This window comes from Microbacterium sp. zg.B48, assembly GCF_024623505.1.
Lineage (GTDB): Bacteria > Actinomycetota > Actinomycetes > Actinomycetales > Microbacteriaceae > Microbacterium.
Map to the genome: position 1 here is coordinate 1 of NZ_JANJFE010000011.1, position 19,779 is coordinate 19,779.

General features: G+C 69.9%; 22 protein-coding genes and 1 tRNA gene. 19 read left to right on the forward strand and 4 right to left on the reverse strand.

Annotated features, from left to right (window positions below; all coding sequences use genetic code 11):
- The first annotated feature begins 147 nt into the window (after window positions 1–147).
- From NQ152_RS08560 to NQ152_RS08575, 4 genes are read left to right on the forward strand one after another with little or no spacing between them, the layout of a single operon-like run.
- Window positions 148–1,173, forward strand: a complete 1,026-nt coding sequence (locus NQ152_RS08560) for a methionine ABC transporter ATP-binding protein (protein WP_257523674.1) — start codon at window positions 148–150, stop codon at window positions 1,171–1,173.
- Window positions 1,167–1,841: a methionine ABC transporter permease gene (locus NQ152_RS08565; RefSeq protein WP_257501947.1), complete on the forward strand. Its 675-nt coding sequence runs from the start codon at window positions 1,167–1,169 to the stop codon at window positions 1,839–1,841. The genes NQ152_RS08560 and NQ152_RS08565 overlap by 7 nt, the downstream gene beginning before the upstream one ends.
- 46 nt (window positions 1,842–1,887) lie before the next feature.
- Window positions 1,888–2,841 carry an FAD-dependent oxidoreductase gene (locus NQ152_RS08570; RefSeq protein ID WP_257523675.1) on the forward strand — a complete coding sequence of 318 codons (954 nt, stop codon included), beginning with the start codon at window positions 1,888–1,890 and terminating at the stop codon, window positions 2,839–2,841.
- 17 nt (window positions 2,842–2,858) lie between these two features.
- Window positions 2,859–4,076 (forward strand): PLP-dependent aminotransferase family protein, encoded by a 1,218-nt coding sequence (locus tag NQ152_RS08575; protein ID WP_257523676.1) that lies wholly within the window; start codon window positions 2,859–2,861, stop codon window positions 4,074–4,076.
- 15 nt (window positions 4,077–4,091) lie between these two features.
- Here NQ152_RS08575 and NQ152_RS08580 read toward each other — a convergent pair whose 3' ends face one another.
- Complete coding sequence (locus NQ152_RS08580) at window positions 4,092–4,970, reverse strand: LLM class flavin-dependent oxidoreductase (protein WP_257523677.1); 879 nt, start codon at window positions 4,968–4,970, stop codon at window positions 4,092–4,094.
- 65 nt (window positions 4,971–5,035) lie between these two features.
- On the opposite strand from NQ152_RS08580, the gene NQ152_RS08585 reads away from it, so the two are divergent.
- The 3 genes from NQ152_RS08585 to NQ152_RS08595 all read left to right on the forward strand — a co-directional run bounded on the left by NQ152_RS08585 (window position 5,036) and on the right by NQ152_RS08595 (window position 7,023).
- A complete protein-coding gene (locus tag NQ152_RS08585) occupies window positions 5,036–5,413 on the forward strand; it encodes a nuclear transport factor 2 family protein (RefSeq protein ID WP_257523678.1) in 378 nt (125 codons plus the stop codon).
- A gap of 113 nt (window positions 5,414–5,526) precedes the next feature.
- On the forward strand, window positions 5,527–6,360 hold the full coding sequence (locus NQ152_RS08590) for a DUF4397 domain-containing protein (RefSeq protein WP_257501952.1): 834 nt from the start codon (window positions 5,527–5,529) through the stop codon (window positions 6,358–6,360).
- 30 nt (window positions 6,361–6,390) lie between these two features.
- Window positions 6,391–7,023, forward strand: coding sequence for a class F sortase (locus NQ152_RS08595; protein WP_257523679.1), 633 nt, complete (start codon window positions 6,391–6,393; stop codon window positions 7,021–7,023).
- A 57-nt stretch (window positions 7,024–7,080) separates the two neighbouring features.
- Here NQ152_RS08595 and NQ152_RS08600 read toward each other — a convergent pair whose 3' ends face one another.
- Together NQ152_RS08600 and NQ152_RS08605 are read right to left on the reverse strand one after the other, a co-directional pair.
- Window positions 7,081–7,656 carry a hypothetical protein gene (locus tag NQ152_RS08600; protein WP_257523680.1) on the reverse strand — a complete coding sequence of 192 codons (576 nt, stop codon included), beginning with the start codon at window positions 7,654–7,656 and terminating at the stop codon, window positions 7,081–7,083.
- Window positions 7,653–8,501: an inositol monophosphatase family protein gene (locus NQ152_RS08605; RefSeq protein WP_257523681.1), complete on the reverse strand. Its 849-nt coding sequence runs from the start codon at window positions 8,499–8,501 to the stop codon at window positions 7,653–7,655. Before NQ152_RS08605 ends, NQ152_RS08600 begins: the two co-directional genes overlap by 4 nt.
- A gap of 91 nt (window positions 8,502–8,592) precedes the next feature.
- On the opposite strand from NQ152_RS08605, the gene NQ152_RS08610 reads away from it, so the two are divergent.
- From NQ152_RS08610 to NQ152_RS08660, 11 genes are all read left to right on the forward strand, one after another.
- Window positions 8,593–8,665, forward strand: a tRNA-Lys gene (locus NQ152_RS08610).
- Window positions 8,666–8,789: 124 nt separating this feature from the next.
- Window positions 8,790–9,353 carry a ribonuclease H gene (locus NQ152_RS08615; RefSeq protein WP_257523682.1) on the forward strand — a complete coding sequence of 188 codons (564 nt, stop codon included), beginning with the start codon at window positions 8,790–8,792 and terminating at the stop codon, window positions 9,351–9,353.
- A 132-nt stretch (window positions 9,354–9,485) separates the two neighbouring features.
- Window positions 9,486–10,691 carry a substrate-binding domain-containing protein gene (locus tag NQ152_RS08620; RefSeq protein ID WP_257523683.1) on the forward strand — a complete coding sequence of 402 codons (1,206 nt, stop codon included), beginning with the start codon at window positions 9,486–9,488 and terminating at the stop codon, window positions 10,689–10,691.
- 15 nt (window positions 10,692–10,706) lie between these two features.
- Window positions 10,707–11,474, forward strand: a complete 768-nt coding sequence (locus NQ152_RS08625; protein WP_257523684.1) for an ABC transporter ATP-binding protein — start codon at window positions 10,707–10,709, stop codon at window positions 11,472–11,474.
- Entirely contained in the window at window positions 11,471–12,223 is a 753-nt protein-coding gene (locus tag NQ152_RS08630; RefSeq protein WP_374113580.1) for an ABC transporter ATP-binding protein, read from the forward strand. Before NQ152_RS08625 ends, NQ152_RS08630 begins: the two co-directional genes overlap by 4 nt.
- A complete protein-coding gene (locus NQ152_RS08635) occupies window positions 12,220–13,095 on the forward strand; it encodes a branched-chain amino acid ABC transporter permease (RefSeq protein ID WP_257523685.1) in 876 nt (291 codons plus the stop codon). The genes NQ152_RS08630 and NQ152_RS08635 overlap by 4 nt, the downstream gene beginning before the upstream one ends.
- A complete protein-coding gene (locus NQ152_RS08640) occupies window positions 13,092–14,195 on the forward strand; it encodes a branched-chain amino acid ABC transporter permease (RefSeq protein WP_257501959.1) in 1,104 nt (367 codons plus the stop codon). Before NQ152_RS08635 ends, NQ152_RS08640 begins: the two co-directional genes overlap by 4 nt.
- An 8-nt stretch (window positions 14,196–14,203) precedes the next feature.
- The gene (locus NQ152_RS08645; RefSeq protein ID WP_257523686.1) at window positions 14,204–15,757 is read left to right on the forward strand and encodes a class I adenylate-forming enzyme family protein; all 1,554 of its coding nucleotides are present in this window, start codon (window positions 14,204–14,206) and stop codon (window positions 15,755–15,757) included.
- Entirely contained in the window at window positions 15,741–16,436 is a 696-nt protein-coding gene (locus tag NQ152_RS08650; protein ID WP_257501961.1) for a TetR/AcrR family transcriptional regulator, read from the forward strand. Before NQ152_RS08645 ends, NQ152_RS08650 begins: the two co-directional genes overlap by 17 nt.
- Window positions 16,433–17,185, forward strand: coding sequence for a 3-hydroxybutyrate dehydrogenase (locus NQ152_RS08655; RefSeq protein ID WP_257501962.1), 753 nt, complete (start codon window positions 16,433–16,435; stop codon window positions 17,183–17,185). Before NQ152_RS08650 ends, NQ152_RS08655 begins: the two co-directional genes overlap by 4 nt.
- On the forward strand, window positions 17,182–18,096 hold the full coding sequence (locus tag NQ152_RS08660) for an alpha/beta hydrolase (protein ID WP_257523687.1): 915 nt from the start codon (window positions 17,182–17,184) through the stop codon (window positions 18,094–18,096). The genes NQ152_RS08655 and NQ152_RS08660 overlap by 4 nt, the downstream gene beginning before the upstream one ends.
- A gap of 3 nt (window positions 18,097–18,099) precedes the next feature.
- On the opposite strand, the gene NQ152_RS08665 is transcribed toward NQ152_RS08660, so the two are convergent.
- Window positions 18,100–18,882, reverse strand: a complete 783-nt coding sequence (locus NQ152_RS08665) for an IclR family transcriptional regulator (RefSeq protein ID WP_257502225.1) — start codon at window positions 18,880–18,882, stop codon at window positions 18,100–18,102.
- Window positions 18,883–19,001: 119 nt separating this feature from the next.
- Between NQ152_RS08665 and NQ152_RS08670 the strand changes: the two genes are divergently transcribed.
- The gene (locus NQ152_RS08670; protein ID WP_257501964.1) at window positions 19,002–19,778 is read left to right on the forward strand and encodes a CoA transferase subunit A; all 777 of its coding nucleotides are present in this window, start codon (window positions 19,002–19,004) and stop codon (window positions 19,776–19,778) included.
- The last annotated feature ends 1 nt before the right edge of the window (window position 19,779 follow it).

Consider the following 19,779-nt stretch of genomic DNA (forward strand, 5'->3'; position numbering starts at 1 on the left):
CGGCGAGGCCACAATCGTCCAGCTGCCGGTCGCCGACCTGCGCGCCGCGCTGGCCGAGCTGACCGCGCAGTAGTCGTCTCCGGCGGGCGGCGGCTCTGTGCCGCCGCCCGCCGTGACGTCCCTGTGCATCCCGATCGAAAGTCCTCAATGTCAGAGCGCATCCGCCTCACCGGTGTTTCCAAGCAGTACCCCACGCGCAAGAAGGCGACGCCTGCGCTCGCGCTGGACGGCATCGACCTGTCGATCGAGGCCGGTGAGGTGTACGGCCTGATCGGGCGGTCAGGCGCCGGAAAGTCCACGCTGCTGCGGATGATCAACGGTCTCGAGGCTCCGAGCAGCGGGCAGGTGCTGGTCGACGGCGTGGACGTGCAGCGGCTCTCCCCGAGCCAGCTGCGTACCCTGCGCCATGGCATCGGGATGGTGTTCCAGCAGTTCAGCCTCTGGAACTCCCGCACCGTCTACGGCAACATCGCCACCCCGCTGAAGATCGCCGGGTGGAAGGAGGCGGACATCTCCCGCCGGGTCGGCGAGCTGCTGGACTTCGTCGGACTGGGCGGCAAGGCCTTCGCGCGTCCGCGACAGCTGTCCGGCGGGCAGAAGCAGCGCGTGGGAATCGCCCGCGCGATCGCCAGCCGGCCCTCGATCCTGCTCGCCGACGAGGCGACCAGCGCACTGGACCCGCAGACCACCACCGAGATCGTCGACCTGCTGCGATCGGTGAACCGCGAATTCGGGATCACGATCGTCGTCGTCACGCACGAGATGGACGTCATCAGCCGTCTGGCCGACCGGGTCTCGATCCTCAGCCAGGGGCGCGTCGTCGAGTCCGGCGACATCCACCAGATCCTTGCGCGCCCTGAGCATGCGGTCACGCAGGGGCTCGTCGGCTCGTACACGCGCACAGCCCTGACCGACGCCGAGAAGAGCGCGCTGCGGGACCGATTCGACGGGCGGAAGATCTCCGTCACCGTGGATCGGACGCTGGTGGACAGCCCGTTGCTGTCGCGCCTCGCGCGGGGGCACGGCGTCGACTTCGCGGTGATCCAGGGCGGCGTCGCCCGCGTCAAGGACCAGCCGTACGGACAGCTGAGCCTGGCGCTCTACGGCGATGACGATGCCATCGACCGCTTCACCGCCGAGCTGAGCGCGCAGACCGAGGTGACGACGTGGTGATCCCACAGTTCGTCGACGTGGACGTCGTCGTCCCCAAGGTCGCCAAAGCGCTCGGCGAGACGCTGTTCATGGTCACGGTGTCGTTCTTCTTCGCCGCGATCATCGGTCTGGTGCTGGGGATCTTCCTGTTCGCCACCCGACCCGGGCAGCTGCTGCACAGCCGGGTCGCGCACACGGTTTTGAACGTCGTGGTCAACACGCTCCGGCCGATCCCGTTCATCATCCTGCTGATCGCGCTGACACCGCTGACGCGCGCGCTGATCGGGACGAGCATCGGACCGGCCGCCGCGATCCTGCCGCTGACCATCGCCGCGTCGGTGGGGATCGCCCGTGTCGCCGAAACCAATCTGGTCGCCGTCGACCCGGGTGTCGTCGAGGCGGCCACCGCCGTGGGCGCGAAGCCGCTGCACATCCTGTTCGGATTCGTCGTCCGCGAGGCGTTCGGGCCGCTGCTGCTGTCGCTGACGTTCATCTTCGTCGCGCTGATCGACGCGACCGCCGTGGCCGGCGCGGTGGGCGGCGGCGGTCTCGGAAACCTGGCGCTGACCTACGGGTATCAACGGTTCGACTACGGCGTGATGATCCTGATCATCCTGGTCCTGATCGGCCTCGTGCAGCTCGTGCAGTTCGTCGGCAACCGCATCGCGCGCCGGTTCATCGACGGATGACCGCCGCCACGCGTTTCGGCGAGGTCGCGGGCGGGCGGGCCGGCAGGTGACGCGCCGCATCGTCGTGGTCGGCGGCGGCGTGCTCGGCTCATCCGCTGCCGCAGCCCTGGCCGAGCGCGGTGACGCCGTGACGCTGATCACGGATGACCCGACGGGCACGACGCGGGTCTCGGCGGCCAGCCTCGCCTGGGTGAATGCGATCGCCACATCACCCGCGTACGCCGCGGTGAAGGGCGATGCTCGCGCCGTCCACGCCCAGCGTGGGGTGGGCGCGGGATGGTTCTTTCAGACCGGCTCGACCGCGGACGGGATCGTCGCCGCCGAGGACGGGTACGTTGATATCACGCGGTTCATCGCCGTTCACCGCGCCCAGCTGGTCGCGGCGGGCGGCGCGGTGCGCGCCGGAATCCGGGCGCGCGGACTCCGCAGACGCGGGTCCGAGATCGTGATCGAGAGCGAGGGTTCGGATGTGTCCGGCGATCACATCGTGGCGGATGCCGTGCTGATCGCCGCCGGCACCGGAACCGCCGCTCTGGCCCGATCCGCCGGCGCCGTCGCGCACCGCCTGGGCAGTGCGCCGGGCGCCCGCGGATTCCTGGCGCGCCTGCGCGTGGACCACGCCGTCACCCGGGTCGAATCGACCGGCGGACTGCAGCTGCGCCCCGACGGTGACGGCATCCTGGCCGTCCAGAGCCTGCCCCTGGAGCGCATGCAGGCCGCGAGCGGTGAACGCGCCGCCGTCGAGACGACCTGGGCCGAGCTTCGCACCCGGACCGCGGCCGCACTGGACCGCGAGATTCCCGAGGACGCACTGATCAGCATCGATGAGGCGGAACGGCCGATGTCTGCGGACGGACTGCCGGTGCTGGGCTGGATCGCCGATCGGATCTACGTCCTGCTCGCCCACAGCGGCGTGACGCTGGCGCCCCTGCTCGCCGACCTCGCCGCGCGCGACGTGTTCGGAGACGCCGACGCGCGTCTTGGTCCCTACCGCCCCTGACCCGAATGGATGCCGACATGACTGACACGCTGCAGGACGCACGTTCGCGAGAACTGCTCGCGGGAGCCAGCGCGCTGCTGGCGAACCTGCCGGAACGCCAGGGGTTCGGCGACGCGACGCTGGTCAGGCTCTCGGCCGGCTCGATCGACCTGGGTGGCGGCAATCCGTCCGTCGACGTGCTCCCGAGGGACCTCTACCGGGATGCCGCGGCCGCCGTGACCGCCGACGCGGACTTCCCGGAGACGTTGCGGTACTCCGCCTCCGCAGGCATCCCCGCGTTCCGCGCGGCGATCGCTGCCCGCGAGGGCGTGGACCCCGGCCGGGTGATCGTCACGGACGGCGGAGCGCACGGGCTGTCGCTGGCAGTGCTCGGCACGCTCGACCCGGGCGACACGATCGTGGTGGACGATCCGGTCTATCCGCTCTTCCTGCGTGTGCTCGACCTGGTCGGTGTGCACATCGAGGCGATCCCGGTCACCGCCGAAGGCATCGACATCGATGTCCTGGCCGCCCGGCTGCGCGCGGGCCTTCGTCCCAAGGCGCTGTTCACGGTGCCGACCTTCCAGAACCCCTCGGGCGCCACCCTCACCGCGGAACGGGCGGCGGCGCTGGTGGACCTCGCCGAGCAGTACGGATTCACGATCCTCTCGGACGACCCATACCGGCAGATCGCGTTCCCCGGCACAGTCGTCCCCGACCGACCGCGGCTGCGCGACACCGACCGGGTCATCGCGGTGAACTCCTTCTCCAAGACGCTCGGACCGGGGCTCCGCCTGGGCTGGCTGACCGTCCCGACGGCGCTGGAAGCGGGCTTCACCAAGCTGCGGAACCGGCTGGACGGTCAGACCAGCGGCGTCCTGCAGGACCTCGTCGGGCGCATGCTGGCAGACCCCCGCCTGGATCCGGCGATCGCCGGCGCCGGCACGGTATACGCGGACAAGGCCCGCGTTCTCACGTCGGCGCTGCGCGAGCAGTTCGGTGACCGGGTGGAGCTGTCCGATCCGACCGGAGGGTTCTTCGTGTGGGCGCGCCTGCGCGGCGACGTGGACTTCGCGAAGGTGTTCGAGGCCGCGCAGGACCTTGGGGTCACCTACCAGCGCGGCGAGTGGTTCGCCGCCGGTGCCGAGCAGTTCCGCGGCTTCGTGCGGTTGTCCTTCGCGGAGCCCGACGTCGACTCGCTCCGGGAGGGCGTCAACCGGCTGGCGCAGGCGTGGCGCGACGAGGGCGGTCGCTGAGGCTGCAGCCGGGGCTCACCCGGCCTCGACCATCCGGGCGACCTCGCCGACGTTCTGCATGAAACCGGCCAGGTCGCTCTCGCCCTCGCGGGGCTGCAGGACGACCGTGGTCGCCCCGGCCGCGTAGAACGGGGCGATCGCCGCCATCACCGCCTCGGCGTCGCCGACGACCATCAAGGCGGGGTCCGCACCACCAGCCACGCGGATCAGCTCGTCGCGGAGCTGGGCCCGGGCCGTCCCTCCGCCGAACGCGGCCGAGACGAACACGACGAGCTCGTGCGCGCCGTCGCGCCCGGCGGCCGCTCGCCCCTCCCGGGCGAGAGCGAGGGTCCGGGTGACCCGGTCCGGAGTGCTCCCGGCGGGGAGGACGGTTCCATCCCCGACCTCGCCGGTGAGGCGGACGGTCTTCGGCCCCTCGCCGGCGACCATCAGGGACGGTGGCTGCGCCGGGGGCCAGTCCAGCCGGACCCGATCCAGCGAGACGTAGCGACCCGAGGTGCTGACCTCCTGGCCGGCCAGGAGGGCCCGGAGGGCAGGCACGAACTCACGCATCAGGGTCAGCGGCGAGGCGGCCCGCGCGCCCACCTGCCCCATCCACTCCAGCACGCCGTGGCCGACCCCGGGGACGAGCCGCCCGGGAAACATCCGCTCGATGGTCGCGATCTCCATCGCCGTGACGGCGACGTTGCGCAAGGGGATCGGCGCGACGCCGATCCCGACCCGCAGTCGCGTGGTCCAGGCCAGGACAGCGGATGCCGCGGCGAACGCGGACTCGCGAAAGCAGTCCTCCCACAGCCACAGTTCGGGAACACCCGATTCGTCGGCGGTCTGCGCGGCATCGCGCAGCACCTCAGGCGGGAAGTAGGGCGTGAAGATCGCTCCGACGCGGTTCATGCGACCACCTTGTCATGCTCTCCGGACGTCTTGACCGCAGGCGGTCGTCGGGGTAGTCGTAGGGGATGGCCGATGAACTTCAGAGCTGGCTCGACCGCTATCTCCTCGCGTGGTCCTCGAACGAGCCCGACGACATCCGCGCGCTCTTCGTCGAGGACGCCACCTATGCAGGAGGCCCGTTCGACCCGGAGCCCTGGATCGGGCGCGATGCCATCGTCGAGGGCTGGCTCGCTCATAGGGACGAGCCGGGGACGTGGACGTTCCAGGGCGAGCCGCTCGCATTCTCGGACGGCGTGGGCGTGATCCAGGGCCGCACCGACTATCCGTCCGAGGGGCGGATCTACGCCAACCTGTGGGTGGTGAGCCTCGCCGACGACGGCCGCGCCCGGTCGTTCGTGGAGTGGTACATGAAACCCGGTCCGGTCCGGGAGGATCAGGCCTGAGCAGCGCCGTGGCGCGCTCAGGAGAGATTTGTCCATGCATTTGAATCCAATTCAGGGACGACGCCGAAGTACTCCGTGCAGGGCGGAAAGAGCCGCCCCTGAAGGAGGACACAGTGCGCAAGACAATCGCAGCCGGCGTCGTCGCCGGCTTCGCCCTCGCAGCGGGCTTCATCGCCCCTGCCCAGGCCATCTCGGCGACCACGGCCGATCTGTCGGTGCTTCACGGCATACCCGACACACCGGTGGATGTCTATGTCAACGGGGAACTGACGCTCGACGACTTCCAGCCCGGCGATCTGGCCGGTCCGCTCGACCTGCCCGCGGGTGACTACGAGGTCGCCCTCACCGCGACGGATGCCGCGGACGCCAGCGCTCCGATTCTGGGGCCGATCACGCTGTCGCTGGCCGCGAACACCAGCTACACCGCGGTGGCGTTCCTGGATGAGGCGGGCGATCCCACGGCGAAGCTCTTCACGAACGACACCCAGACGACCGCTGCCGGAGAAGGTCGCCTGACCGTTCGCCACGTGGCGGCCGCACCCGCGGTGGACATCCTGGCCGGCGGGGCGCCAGTGGTCGAAGACCTGGTCAACCCCAATGAGGCGACGCTGAACCTCCCGGCCGGCACCGTCTCGGCATCCGTCGCGCTGGCGGGCACGACCGAGCCCGTGCTCGGACCGGCAGATGTCGCCATCCAGGACGGCGTGCTGACGATCGTCTACGCGTGGGGAAGCGCCGAGGCAGGGAACCTCGCACTCGCCGTGCAGAACGTCACCGTCGGACACACCGCGCCCGGTGGAGTGAACTCGGGCACCGCAGGATATGCCGCCGAGCGTGACACCGCGATGCAGGCCGGCTGGATCGTGGGCATCGCGTTCGCTGCGGCGGCGGCATCCGTGACGGTCGTGCTCGCACGTCGTTCACGTGCTGCCAAGACCGACGCCTGAACGACCGACCGACCACGCGGAGGGATACCCGTGCTACGACGACTGATCGCACCCGTTGCGCTCGTCTTCGCGCTCTCCGCGTGCGCGCCCGCCCCGGCCCCCACCGGGGCGGGCGCACCCGCGCCACCGACACCGTCGGCCGTGCCCACCCCCGCCCCGACAGCCGCTGTCGACGTCCCGATCGCGCAGAGCACCCTTGCCCCTGTTCGTGAGGCCGTCCCGCCCGTGCGGGTCCAGATCGGCGCTGCCGGGATCGACATCGAGGTGATCCCGGTCGGAGTCGAGGCCGGCGGCTTCATGGAGCTGCCGGAGAACCCCGCGATCGCCGGGTGGTACCGGTTCGGGTCGGATCCGTGGAGCCCGGACGGCAATACGGTCATCTCCGCCCACATCGACGCCCCCGAGTATCCGATCGGGCCCTTCGCCGAGCTGCGCGGACTGGCACCCGGCAGCGAAGTGACCGTGCTGGGAGGGGACGGTGCGGCGGCCGTCTACGACGTGGTGTCGGTGACCTACTATCCCAAGCAGGACCTGCCCACGGACGATATCTTCGCCCGTGGGGGCACCAGGGCGCTCGTGCTGATCACGTGCGGGGGAGCCTTCGACAGCTCCACGGGACGCTATGCCGACAACGTGGTCGTCGTGGCCGCGCCTCGGGTCTAGCTGAACCGGGTGGGGCGGACTCAGATCAGGGCGGACTCAGATCAGGGCGGACTCAGATCAGGGCAATGGCCACACCACCAGCAGAAGGCCCTGTTTGGTGTCGGCGTACTTCACCCACTCGTCGCCGAACAGATACGTCAGACCGTAGCCGTCTGCGTCGGTCGCGACGGTGGTGTCCGCGCTCTCGGTGAGCATCACTCCCTCGGCTGACTCTTCGACACGCCAGCCCGCGTCCTTCAGATACTTCTGCGCATCCGCGGCCTGCTTGGCCGTGATCGGCGCCCAGCCGTAGATCTGGACGTGGTCGGTGGCGGTCGAGAAATCACCCCAGATGCACTGGACGCCCTCGGGCAGCTCCAGCTCGCCGACGCGGAACGGCTCGGCCCGCGCGGTCCAGCCGACGGCCTCGAAATCCGTGACGGTCTGGTCCGGAATGATCGTCTCGCACGTCGGGTCCCCCGCCGGCGTCGGCGGAGCCTCGGTCTCGGGCGTCGGTGTCGGTGACGTCGGTGCCGGGGCCGGGGTCTGGGACGTCTCCGGCTGTGCGGGCGGCGTGCTCGCACACCCGCTCGCCACCAGCAGCGCGGCCGCGATCATGACCGAACCGCCCAGGAGCGAGCGACGGCGCCTCATGGCGTGCTCCTCGACTCCGAGGTGGCGCCCAGCAGGTCCAGGAATGCGGAGTGGAGCACACCGTTGGTGGCCAGCGATGACCGGTCTGCGATGGAGTCCTCGCCGGCATAGGAGGTGAAACGGCCGCCGGCTTCGGTGATGATCGGCACCAGGGCGGCGATGTCGTACTCCTGCACGCCGAACTCGGCGACGAACTCCAGGCGCCCCTCGGCCAGCAGCATGTAGGGCCAGGTATCGCCGTAGCCGCGATCGCGCCACACCGAACGGGACAGGCGCACCAGCGCGTCCAGCTGTCCGGCCTCGTCCCACTGCCGAATGCTCTGGAAGCTGGCGCTCGCGTCGGAGATCGCGCCGACCGATGAGACGGCCAGTCGGCGCGGGGTGCCCTCCGGTGTGTTCGTCCACGCACCGAGGCCGGTCGCCGCCCACCACCGGCGGCCGAGAGCGGGCTGGCTGGCCACGCCGACCCGGGGCACGCCGTCGATCGAGAGAGCGATCAGGGTGGTCCACATCGGGATACCCTTGAGATAGTTCGCGGTGCCGTCGATCGGGTCGACGATCCACTGCCGGCTCGAGTCGCCGGTGCGTCCGTACTCCTCGCCGAACACGCCGTCGTCGGGCCGCTCGGTCTCCAGGATCGAGCGGATCGCCCGCTCGGTGGCCAGGTCGGCCTCGGTGACGTGGGACGCGTCGGCCTTGAGCTGCACGTCCAGGTCGGCCGCGTCGAATCGAGCCATGGACACCGCGTCCGCGGCATCCGCGATCTGCAGCGCGAGGGTCAGATCCTCGCGCAGATCCCCGTCGAAGGGTGCGCGGAAGGACACCGAAGCGGAGGGCGAGGTCACGGTGTCCAGGATACCGGCCGCAGCCCACCCGATTTCCGAGTGACGCAATCGTGATGGTAATGTTTAGCCTCGGTTCGCCCTCGCGAATCATGCACCTCTAGCTCAATCGGCAGAGCAACTGACTCTTAATCAGTGGGTTCTGGGTTCAAGTCCCAGGGGGTGCACGGATCAGCCCCGGAATCCACTCGCCAGTGGTTCCGGGGCTGTTCTGCTGGGCGGTAGCGAGGTCCGTGCGATGTCAGTTCGGCATGGCGAGCCGGCACGGGTGCGGCACCGGGAGGACCAGTCATGAGCAGGTACACGGTCGCGACGGACGGCGCGTGCATGCGCAATCCCGGTCCGGCCGGATGGGCGTGGGTCGGTGAGGACGGGCGCTGGGCGGCCGGATCCCTCGAGGCCGGCACGAACAACATCGGCGAGCTCCTCGCGGTGCTCTACGCCATTCGCGACCACGCGCACCTGGCGGAACTGCACATCCAGGCCGACTCGATGTACGCCATCAACACCTACCGGTCCTGGATGGACGCGCACGCGCGACGCGGCTGGAAGACCAGCACGGGGGAGCCGACCAAGAACGCGGACATCCTGCGTGCGCTGATCGACGCCCGCGATGGCCGGCGCGCGGCAGGGATGCCGGACGTGACCTTCGAGCACGTCCGGGGGCACGCCGGCCACCGCCTCAACGGCTGGGCCGACGAACGGGCGGTGCGCGCCTCGCAGCACGGCGACCGCGGGCTCGGAGCCATCTGGTCCACCGATCGGGGTCAGCCCCTTCTCGACGTCGGCGTCGACGCGCCCAAGGCGGGCGGCGACAAGGTCCGCCGGCGCAAGACGGCGGCGACGGCGACCTAGCCCGCCCGCCGCCCCGCGCAGCGCCGTGCTCCCACAGGGATCGCCCCTTGACAGCGCGCCCTCCGTGTTCCTAGGTTACGAGTACCTGAATCAGGTTTCATGTATTCCCTTCCGATGGTGAAAGGCACGCACATGCGGGTTACGAAGAAGTTGCTCCTGGGCTCCGTGGTCACCGCCGCGGCATTCGTCCTGGCCGCCTGCGCGCCGCAGGCCTCCGCCCCGGGCGGCGACGGGTCCGAAACGCCGAGCGGCCCCGCCGAGATCACGGTGGGCATCGTCACGAGCGAGACCGGACCCCTCGCCGGGTACGGCAAGCAGTATCTGGACGCCTTCAAGGCCGGACTGGACTACGCGACGGACGGCACCGACGAGGTGGACGGCACCGCGATCACCGTCGAGTACAAGGACGACGCCGGGGATCCCGACAAGGCGGTCACCGCAGTCAAGGAGCTCATCGGAGCGGGCGTCACGATCATCGCCGGCAGCGCCTCATCGGGGGTTGCCCTGGCCGTCGCAGAGCAGGCCGCGCAGAACAAAGTGCTCTTCGTCTCGGGCCCGGCCGCCGCCGACGCCATCACCGGCATCAACGAGTACACGTTCCGCTCCGGCCGCCAGAGCGCGCAGGACGTCGCGACCGCAGGAACCTTCCTCGATGACATCGAGGGCAAGACGATCACCGTGTTCGCTCAGAACAACGCCTTCGGACAGGGCAACGAAGCCGCCGTCCAGGCGATTCTCGGAGCGCAGGGCGCCACGGTCAACTCGGTGCTGGTCGCCGAAGACGTGACGGAGTTCACGCCCTTCGCCCAGCAGGTGCTCGCCGGCAGTCCCGATCTGGTCTTCGTGGCATGGGCGGGTGCGACATCCGGTGCGATGTGGCAGGCGATGAGCCAGCAGGGCGTGCTGGACGAGATCCCCGTCGTGACCGGTCTCGGCGACGCCGCGACGTTCGGCGCCTACGGCGAGGCATCCGAGAAGATCAGCTTTCTGAACCACTACTTCCCCGGTGCCAACGACAACGACGTGAACGCGGCGATGATCGAGCTCATCGAGGACGCCGGCGGGGCGGTGGATCTGTTCAGCCCTGACGGCTTCAACGCCGCCCTCATGATCGTGCACGCCATCCGGGAGGGAAAGGGCGACGTCGACGCGATGATCGCGGCGCTGGAGGGTTTCCAGTTCGACGGGCCGAAGGGTGCGATGGAGGTGCGCGTCGGCGACCACGCCCTGATCCAGGAGATGTACCAGACCAAACTCGCCGCCGACGGCGGCACGTTCGTTCCCGAGCTGGTCGACACGGCGGACGCCGCAGCGGTCGCTCCGGCCGAAGCCAAGTAGCGCCGCAGGCACGAGATGAGCACCCCCATCCCGTCCGCGCTGAAGATCGAGGGCCTCGGCCTGCAGATCGGCGGTGCGACGATCCTCAAGGACGTCGAGCTCGATGTCGCCGCCGGCTCGCTCGTCGGGGTCATCGGCCCCAACGGCGCCGGCAAGACCACGCTGTTCAACGTGATCTCCGGCCTGATCAAGCCCACGTCAGGACGCGTCCTGATGAACGGTGACGACATCACTTCAGCGTCCGTCCCTGCGCGGGCGCGGGCGGGACTGGGGCGCACCTTTCAGACGTCGAGCCTGTTCCCGCGACTCAGCGTCCTGGAGAACGTGCGACTCGCCGCGCAGGTCTCCCTCGGCGGCGACTACTCGCTGCTGCGATTCCCCCGGCGCACGGATGCCGCCACCGATCTGGCACGGGCCAAGCTCGAGGCCGTCGGGCTCACCCACAAACTCGACCACGCGGCCGGCGACATCTCGCACGGCGACAAGCGCAAGCTCGAGATCGCCGTGCTGCTGGTGACCAACGCCGGCATCGTCCTGCTCGATGAACCCATGGCGGGCGTCGGCTCCGGTGACGTCGCAGGTCTGGTCGAGAACATCCGCGACATGCAGCGCGAGAACGGGTGCACCGTGCTGATGGTCGAGCATCACATCGACGTGCTGATGGGACTGGTGCAGAAGGTCGCGGTGATGTACTTCGGCAGCATCATCGCCTACGACACCCCGCAGAACGTGATGGAAGACCCGCTCGTCCAGCGCGCGTACCTCGGGACGGCGGCGGCGTGACCTCCGCAAATCCTCTGCCCGGCAGCATCCTGGAGGTGCGCCATCTGCGCTGCTCGATCGCCGGCCAGCAGGTCGTGGAGGATGTCACGTTCTCGGTTCCGGCAGCCGGGATCACCGCCGTCCTCGGTCGCAACGGAGTCGGCAAGACCTCGACGCTGCGCGGCATACTCGGGCTGATCACCCGTCGCGGCGAGATCACGCTGGCCGGAGAGCGCATCGACGGCCTCCCCACGCACCGGATCGTGCAGCGCGGCGTCGGCTACGTGCCCGAGGACCGGGAGGTGTTCGCGAAGCTGACGGTCGCCGAGAACCTGGCACTGGCCGAACGGCAGCGCAACCCGCGCCGCGACTACGTCGACGCGCTGTTCCCGGACCTCGTCCAGCGCCGCGACCAGATGGCCGGCACACTCTCCGGAGGTCAGCAGCAGATGGTGTCGGTGGCCCGCGCCCTGCTGAACGACAACCAGCTGCTCCTGGTCGACGAGCCCACGAAAGGGCTCGCTCCGCGCGTCGTCGCCGAAGTGACCGACGCTCTGGCGGAGGCGTCCAAGATCGTCCCGATCCTGCTCGTCGAGCAGAACCTCGACGTCGTGCGGCGCCTCGCGAACGGCGCGGTCGTGATCGCCGGTGGCCGCGTGGTGCACACCGGCAGTGCGCGCGAGATCCTCGACGACGACGCCCTGACCCGCCGACTGCTCGGGGTGCACGCCGAAACCGTCCCGCACCCGGCAGAGGAGGGCACCGCATGAGCATGCTCGTCCTCACCCTCATCACCGGCGTGGGCCTCGGCGCCCTCTACTTCCTGGTCGCCTCGGGCCTCAGCCTCATCTACGGGCTCATGCACGTGCTGAACTTCGCGCACGGCGCGTTCCTGACCCTCAGCGCGTTCATCGGCTGGCTTGTCGCGCAGGCACTCGGCACGCAGTCGTGGCTGTCGTTCCTGCTCTCCATCGCCGTGGGCGCTCTGGTCGGGGCGGTGTTCGCGACGGTCACCGAGCTCGTGCTGATCCGGCCGCTGTACGAACGCCACATCGAGCAGGTCCTGGTCACCGTCGGGCTGTCCTTCGCCGCGGTCGCGCTCTTCGAGGGGATCTGGGGCACAGATCCGGTCAACATCGCCGGCCCGCCGTGGCTCAAGCAGACCACCGAGGTGCTCGGCGCCCGCATTCCGAACACCTACTGGGTGCTCATGATCGCCGCGCTGCTCGTACTCAGCGCACTGGTGATCTTCCTGCAGAAGACCCGCTACGGCATGATCATCCGCGCCGGGGTGGAGAACCGGGCGATGGTGACCGCGCTGGGCATCGACGTGCGGCGCTCCTTCACCCTGGTCTTCGCTATCGGCGGTGCGGCGGCCGGCATCGGCGGGGTCCTCGCGATGCACTACACGACGTTCGTCTCGGCCCACCTGGGCTCGACTCTGCTGATCTTCGCGTTCATCGTCACGGTGATCGGAGGGCTCGGTTCGCTCGCCGGCGCGGCGATCGCCTCGGTGCTCGTCGCGATCCTGCAGCAGTTCGCGAACACCTATCTCAACGGGACAGGCGATTTCATCGTCGTCATCCTCCTTGCGCTCGTGCTGCTGGTGCGACCGTCGGGCATTCTGGGGAAGAAGGCATGATGCGCCGCTGGCTTCCGTTCGGCCTGGGCGCCGCGCTGGTCGTGCTCATGGCCGTGCTGCCGCTGCTGAACATCTCTATCCCCGGCATCCTGCCCACCCCCACCTATATGCCGGGCACCCTCGCCCTGCTGTCGCTGTGCATGGTGTTCGCCGCCCTGGCGCTGTCGTACAACCTGCTCCTCGGATCGGCCGGGATGCTGTCCTTCGGCCACGCACTGTACTTCGGCGCCGGCGCCTACGGCCTGGGCATCGCGCTCGAGCACTTCGGTGTCCCGCTCTTTCCCGGCATCTTCGTCGCGCTGATCGGCGGCATGGGCATAGCCCTCGCGACCGGCGCGGTCGCGATGCGGGTCTCCGGCATCCCGTTCGCGATGGTGACGCTCGCCTTCGCGCAGGCCGGATCGGTGCTGGTGCGGCGCAACTCCGGCATCACCGGCGGCGAAGAGGGGCTCAGCCTGAACACCGAGCAGGTTCCCGACCTGCTGGTCGGGGTGGTGAACACCCGCAACCTGTACTGGTTCGCGCTGGCCGTCCTGGTGATCGTCTACCTGGTCACGCTCTGGGTCGACACCTCCCGGCTCGGTCACCTCGCCCGCGCCACGCGCGAGAACGAGCAGCGCGTCCGCGTGCTCGGTCTGCGCCCCTACCGGGCGAAGCTGCTGGTCTTCGTGATCGCCGGCGTGCTGGCGAGCCTGGCTGGAGTGGCGTACATGCTGCTGCAGTCCGGGACAGTGCCCCGCGCGGTCTCGGCCGACCTGACGATCACGATTCTGGTGATGGTGGTCCTCGGTGGCGTGGGCTTCCGGTGGGGTGCCATCGTGGGGGGCGTGCTGTACACGCTGCTGGACCAGCGCCTCACCGTGGTCGCCGGCTCGGAGGCTGTCGCCGGCCTTCCCGACGTCCTGCGGATCCCGCTGTCCGAGCCGCTCTTCCTCCTCGGCGTGCTGTTCATCCTCGTGGTCATGTTCCTGCCGGGCGGCATCGCCGGCACGATCGACGCGTGGTGGCGTCGCCGCCGTGGCGAGCGCGTGCGCCTGTCGCTGCAGAGCATCGACGATTCGGATGCCGATACCGAGGTCCCCGCTGAGGTACGGGTATGAGCGGGGGCATGGCCGGACAGGACGGGTCGCACACGATCGGGCGCTGGCTCACCGACCGCGCCGCGCAGTCGCCCGCGCGCATCGCGATCGATGACCGCGGCGTCACGATCGACTATGCCGGCCTCGCGGCGCGGGCCGTCGACCTGGCCGACGGACTGCGCCGCGTCGGCTACGGCCCGGGCTCGCGGCTGGCGACCATCTCGGGCAACTCCATCGACCATGTCGTGGCGTTCTTCGCCTGTGCGCTCGCCGGGGTCGCGTTCGTGCCGCTGTCGTGGCGGCTGACAGCGCGCGAACTGGGCGACCTGCTGCGTCGCACCGACCCGGCGCTCGTGCTCGTCGACGACGAGTACGCGTCGCTTGCCGCAGAGGCGCTCCGCGGGCTGGAGGAGACCCCGCCGGTCACCGCCCTGGGCTCCACGGGCGTCGAGGCGGCCGTGCCCCTGCCGCGCGCGGCGCGTCCGACGCGGCACGTCCGCGACGATGACCCGCTGCTGATCATCTTCACCTCGGGCAGCGAAGCTGCCCCCAAAGGCGTCGTGCTCACCCACGCCAACTGCTTCTGGAACAACCTGGCGCTCGGGCAGGCCCTGCCGCTGACCCAGGACGACGTCGTCCTGGCGATGCTCCCGCAGTTCCACGTCGCCGCGTGGAACTGCCAGCCGCTGCTGGCCTGGTGGATCGGTGCCACCGTCGTGCTGGAGCGCTCGTTCCAGCCGGCGCGGGCGCTACAGCTGATCGGCGACCGGCGGGTGACGGCCATGATGGGCGTGCCCACGCAGTACGCGATGCTCACCGCCGACCGCGAGTGGGCGGCCACGGATGTGTCCTGCCTTCGTCTGGCACTCGTCGGCGGCGCGACGGTGCCGCCAGAGCTGCACGACGCCTGGGCGGCGCGAGGCCTGTCACTGACGCAGGGCTACGGACTGACCGAGGCGGCGCCGAACGTGCTGCACCTGCCCGCACACGAGGCAGCGGCGCATCCGGGCGCGGTCGGGCGGCCCTACCCGCACGTCGGAGTGCTGATCGCCGACCCGGAGTCGCTGCTGCCGCTGGAGGGAGAGGCCACCGGTGAGCTGTGGGTTCGGGGGCCGAGCGTGTTCGCGGGCTATCTGGAGGATGAGGCGGCGACCGCGACGGCGATGGCCGGTGAGTGGCTGCGAACCGGCGACCTGGTCCACCGCAGCTCCTCCGGAGTTTTCCGCGTCGTGGACCGCATCAAGGACATCTACATCTCCGGCGGCGAGAACGTCGCTCCCGCCGAGGTGGAACTCGCGCTGTGCCTGCATCCGCTGATCGACAGCGCCGCCGTGGTCGGTGTGGCCGACCCGGTATGGGGGGAGCGCGGTGTGGCGTTCGTGGTCCCCACCGCGGGTGCAGTGCTCTCGGTGGACGAGGTGCTCGCCCACGCCCGTCGCAACCTCGCCGCGTTCAAGATCCCGGTGCACGTGGAGATCGTGACGGCGCTGCCGCGCTCCACGATCGAGAAACTGGCACGTCCGCGACTGCGCGAGCGTGCCCGAGAGCTCGTGGAAGGTGCACGGTATGACGATTCCCGATGAGCGCAGTGAGGCGAGGCCGGTCTCGTCCGCGACCGGACGGCCGCTGACCAAACGCGGTGAGGCGACCCGTCGCCGACTGCTCGAGAGCGCCGAGGTCGTCTTCGCCGAGCAGGGCTACCACGAGGCATCCATCGTCAAGATCACCGAGCGCGCCGGGATCGGCCTGGGCACGTTCTACCTGTACTTCGACAGCAAGCAGTCGATCTTCGAGGCGCTGGTGATCGATCTGAACCGCCGCGTGCGTCACTCCATGTCCGAGGCGATGGCAGGAGCATCCTCGCGACTGGAGGCCGAGCGGGCGGGCTTCACGGGGTTCTTCCGATTCACCGCCGAGCACCCGGCTCTGTACCGCGTGGTCCGCGAGGCCGAGTTCGTCTCCCCGGAGACGCTCCGCCTTCACTACACGCGCATCGTCGAAGGCTACGAGGCCGGGCTGAGTGCCGCACAGGCGACCGGTGACGTGGACCGCGCGCTGGACCCTGAGGTGACCGCGTGGGCGCTGATGGGCATGGGCGAGCTGATCGGTATGCGCTTCCTGCTGTGGGAGCGGGACACGGCGGGAAAACCGCCCTCGGTTCTGGATCCGAAGGTATTCGACGACATGATGAGGTTCATCGACAACGCCCTCGCGCCGCGTCCGAACACGATGACATCCGAGACAGGGGAGACGCAGCTATGACGGATCAGGATCTGGCGGGCAAACGGGCCCTCGTCACAGGCGGTGCCAGCGGCATCGGGCTCGCGTGCGTGCAGGAGTTCGCCGCCCGCGGTGCCCACGTCATCGTCGCCGATCACCATGTCTACCTCACCGAGTCCATCGCGGACGGGGTCGGCGGCGACCCCTGGCTGGTGGACCTGGCCGAGACGAAGGAGCTGGAGGACCTCTCACTCGACGTCGACATCCTCGTCAACAACGTCGGCATCCAGCGCGTGAGCCCGATTCCGGAGTTCGACCCGGAGACCTTCCGGCTGATGCAGCGCCTGATGGTGGAATCCCCCTTCCTGCTCATCCGCGCGGTGCTGCCCGGAATGTACCGCCGGGGCTGGGGGCGGATCATCAACGTCTCCAGCGCACACGGGCTGCGCGCCAGTGCGTTCAAGTCCGCGTACGTCACGGCCAAGCACGGTCTGGAAGGGCTGTCGAAGGTCACCGCGCTCGAGGGCGCGTCGCACGGCGTCACGAGCAACTGCATCAACCCCTCGTATGTGCGCACTCCGCTGGTCGAGCATCAGATCACCGACCAGGCGCGCGTGCACGGCATCCCCGAGGACGAGGTCCTGGAGAAGGTGCTCCTGACCGAGAACGCGATCAAGCGCCTGATCGAACCGGAGGAGGTCGCCTCGCTGGTCGGCTGGCTCGTCTCCGACAACGCCGGAATGGTCACCGGCGCCTCCTACACGATGGACGGCGGATGGACGGCGCGATGAGCCGCTACCGCACGGCGGAGGTCGCCGTGGCCGGCGGCGATCTGCACGTGGCCATCTGGGAACCCGAGGGCACACCGGCGGATGCCGCGCCCGTCGTCCTGCTGATCCACGGGGTGACCGCATCCCACCTGTCCTGGCCGCTGGTCGCGGCGCGACTGCCGTTCGCCCGCGTGATCGCCCCGGACCTGCGCGGTCGAGGCCGCAGCAACGCGCTGATCGGCCCGGCAGGGCTGGACGCGCACGCGCGGGACCTGCTCGCCGTGCTCGACGCTCTCGGCGTGGACCGCGCCGTGGTGGTCGGCCACTCCATGGGCGCCTTCGTCGCGCTGGTGCTGGGGGAGCGGTACCCGGAGCGGATATCCCGATTGGTCCTGGTCGACGGCGGGCTCCCGCTGGATGTGCCGGACGAGCTTCCCACTGACGAGGTGATCCGGCTCGTCCTCGGACCCACCGCAGAACGGCTGGCGATGCGCTTCGCCACGGTGGAGGCCTACCTGGATTTCTGGCGCGCGCATCCGGCGTTCTCGCGCGACTGGACGCCCCAGCTGGAGGCCTACCTCGCCTACGACCTCGTCGGCGAGGAGCCGGAGCTGCGCCCGGCCACCAGCTACGCGACGCTCGAGGAGGACTCGATCGACCAGAACACCGGGGCGGCGATCGGCCAGGCGCTGGCCCGGATGCGGCATCCCACCGTGCTGCTGACCGCCGAGCGCGGGCTGCTGGATCAGCTGCCGGCGCTGTATGCCGCCGAACGCCTCCCGGAGCTGCTGCGCGCGTACCCCGCGCTGGTCCACGCCGCCGTGCCCGACGTCAATCACTACACCATCGTGCTGTCCGAGCGCGGGGCGGATGCGGTCGCCGACGTCGTCCGCGACCAGGTCCAGGTCGCCTCGTCCGCCGTTTCGCGCTGAGGTTCAGCGCGAGCTGGCCGCGACCCGCGTGGTCAGCTGGTGGGCGTGGGCGAGCAGGGTGCGCCCCAGGTCCGCGAGCCGGTCCGGCCCGAAGCGGAACTGCACTCCGGTCAGGCTCAACGCCCACTGCGGATGCCCCTCGCGGGTGAACACCGCCGCGCCGAGACCGAAGCTGCCCTCGACGATGAGCCCGGGGTTGAGCGCGTACCCGCGCTCCTGGGTCTCGCGCAGGCGCGTCCGCAGCCGCTGCTCGCCATGCGCGGCGCCCCATCTGCCGGACAGCTCGGGATGCCGCTCGAAATAGGCGTCCACATCGTGGGGCGGCAGGAAGGCGAGGATCGCCAGGCCCGCCGATGCGACCCCCAGGGGGAAGCGCACCCCCTCGGACAGGACGAACGAGCGGATCGGGAAGCTGCCCTCCTCACGGAGCAGGCACACCGTCTCGTCGCCGCGCCGCACCGACAGGAACGCGCTCTCCTCCGTCCGCACGGCGAGGGAGCGCACGATATCGCGCGCAATGCCGGTGATGTCGTACCGGGATGCCGCGACCGAGCCCATCAGGTACAGTTCGGGGCCCGGCATCCACCGTCCGGTCCGCTCGTCCTGGTCGACGAGCCCCTCCTGGCCCAGCGCGGCGAGCAGGCGGTGGGCCGTGGGGCGGGTCAGGTCCGCGCGGCGGGCGAGCTCCGCACCGCTGAGTCCGCCCTCACCGGCACCGGTGACCAGGCGCAGCAGACGTGCCGCGCGCGCCACGGACTGCGCGCCGGGGACCGACCGATCCCGCATTGTGTCCACGATATGGACACTATGCGGTGCGTGATCCACATGGCAACAGCGGTCGTGGCTGCCGTGGGCTGCGGAGCGCAGGATGGAGGCAAGAGTTCATCCAGACACAGGAGTCGCACGTGATCGACAAGACCTACGCCTCCGCCGCAGTCGCGGTCGCGGACATCCCGGACGGCGCATCGCTGGCCGTCGGCGGCTTCGGGCTCTCCGGCAATCCGATCGCCCTCATCGAGGCGCTGCTGGCGCAGGGCACGACCGACCTGAGCATCGTCAGCAACAACTGCGGTGTGGACGACTGGGGCCTGGGCATCCTGCTCAACGCGAAGCGCATCCGCAAGATGACCTCGTCGTACGTGGGAGAGAACAAGGAGTTCGAGCGGCAGTTCCTCTCCGGAGAGCTCGAGCTGGAGCTCACGCCGCAGGGCACGCTCGCGGAGAAGCTGCGTGCGGGCGGATCCGGAATCGGCGCGTTCTACACGCAGACCGGTGTGGGCACCCAGGTCGCCGAGGGGGGCCTGCCGCGCCGTTACGACGGTCAGGGGGGAGTGGCGATCGCGTCGCCGGTGAAGGACGTGCGCATCCTCGACGTGTCCGGCGAGCCCCGCGAATACGTGCTCGAGGAGGCGATCCAGACGGATTTCTCGCTGGTGCACGCCCTGCGCGGTGACCGCTACGGCAACCTCGTCTTCAACAAGTCCGCCCGCAACTTCAACCCCCTGGCCGCGATGGCCGGGCGCGTCTGCATCGCGCAGGTCGAGGAGCTCGTCGAACCCGGCGAGCTCGACCCGGACCAGGTCCATCTGCCCGGCATCTACGTGCACCGCGTGCTCGAGGTGGGCACCGGCATCGACAAGCGCATCGAGCGCCGCACCGTCACGACGACGGAAGGGAACTGAC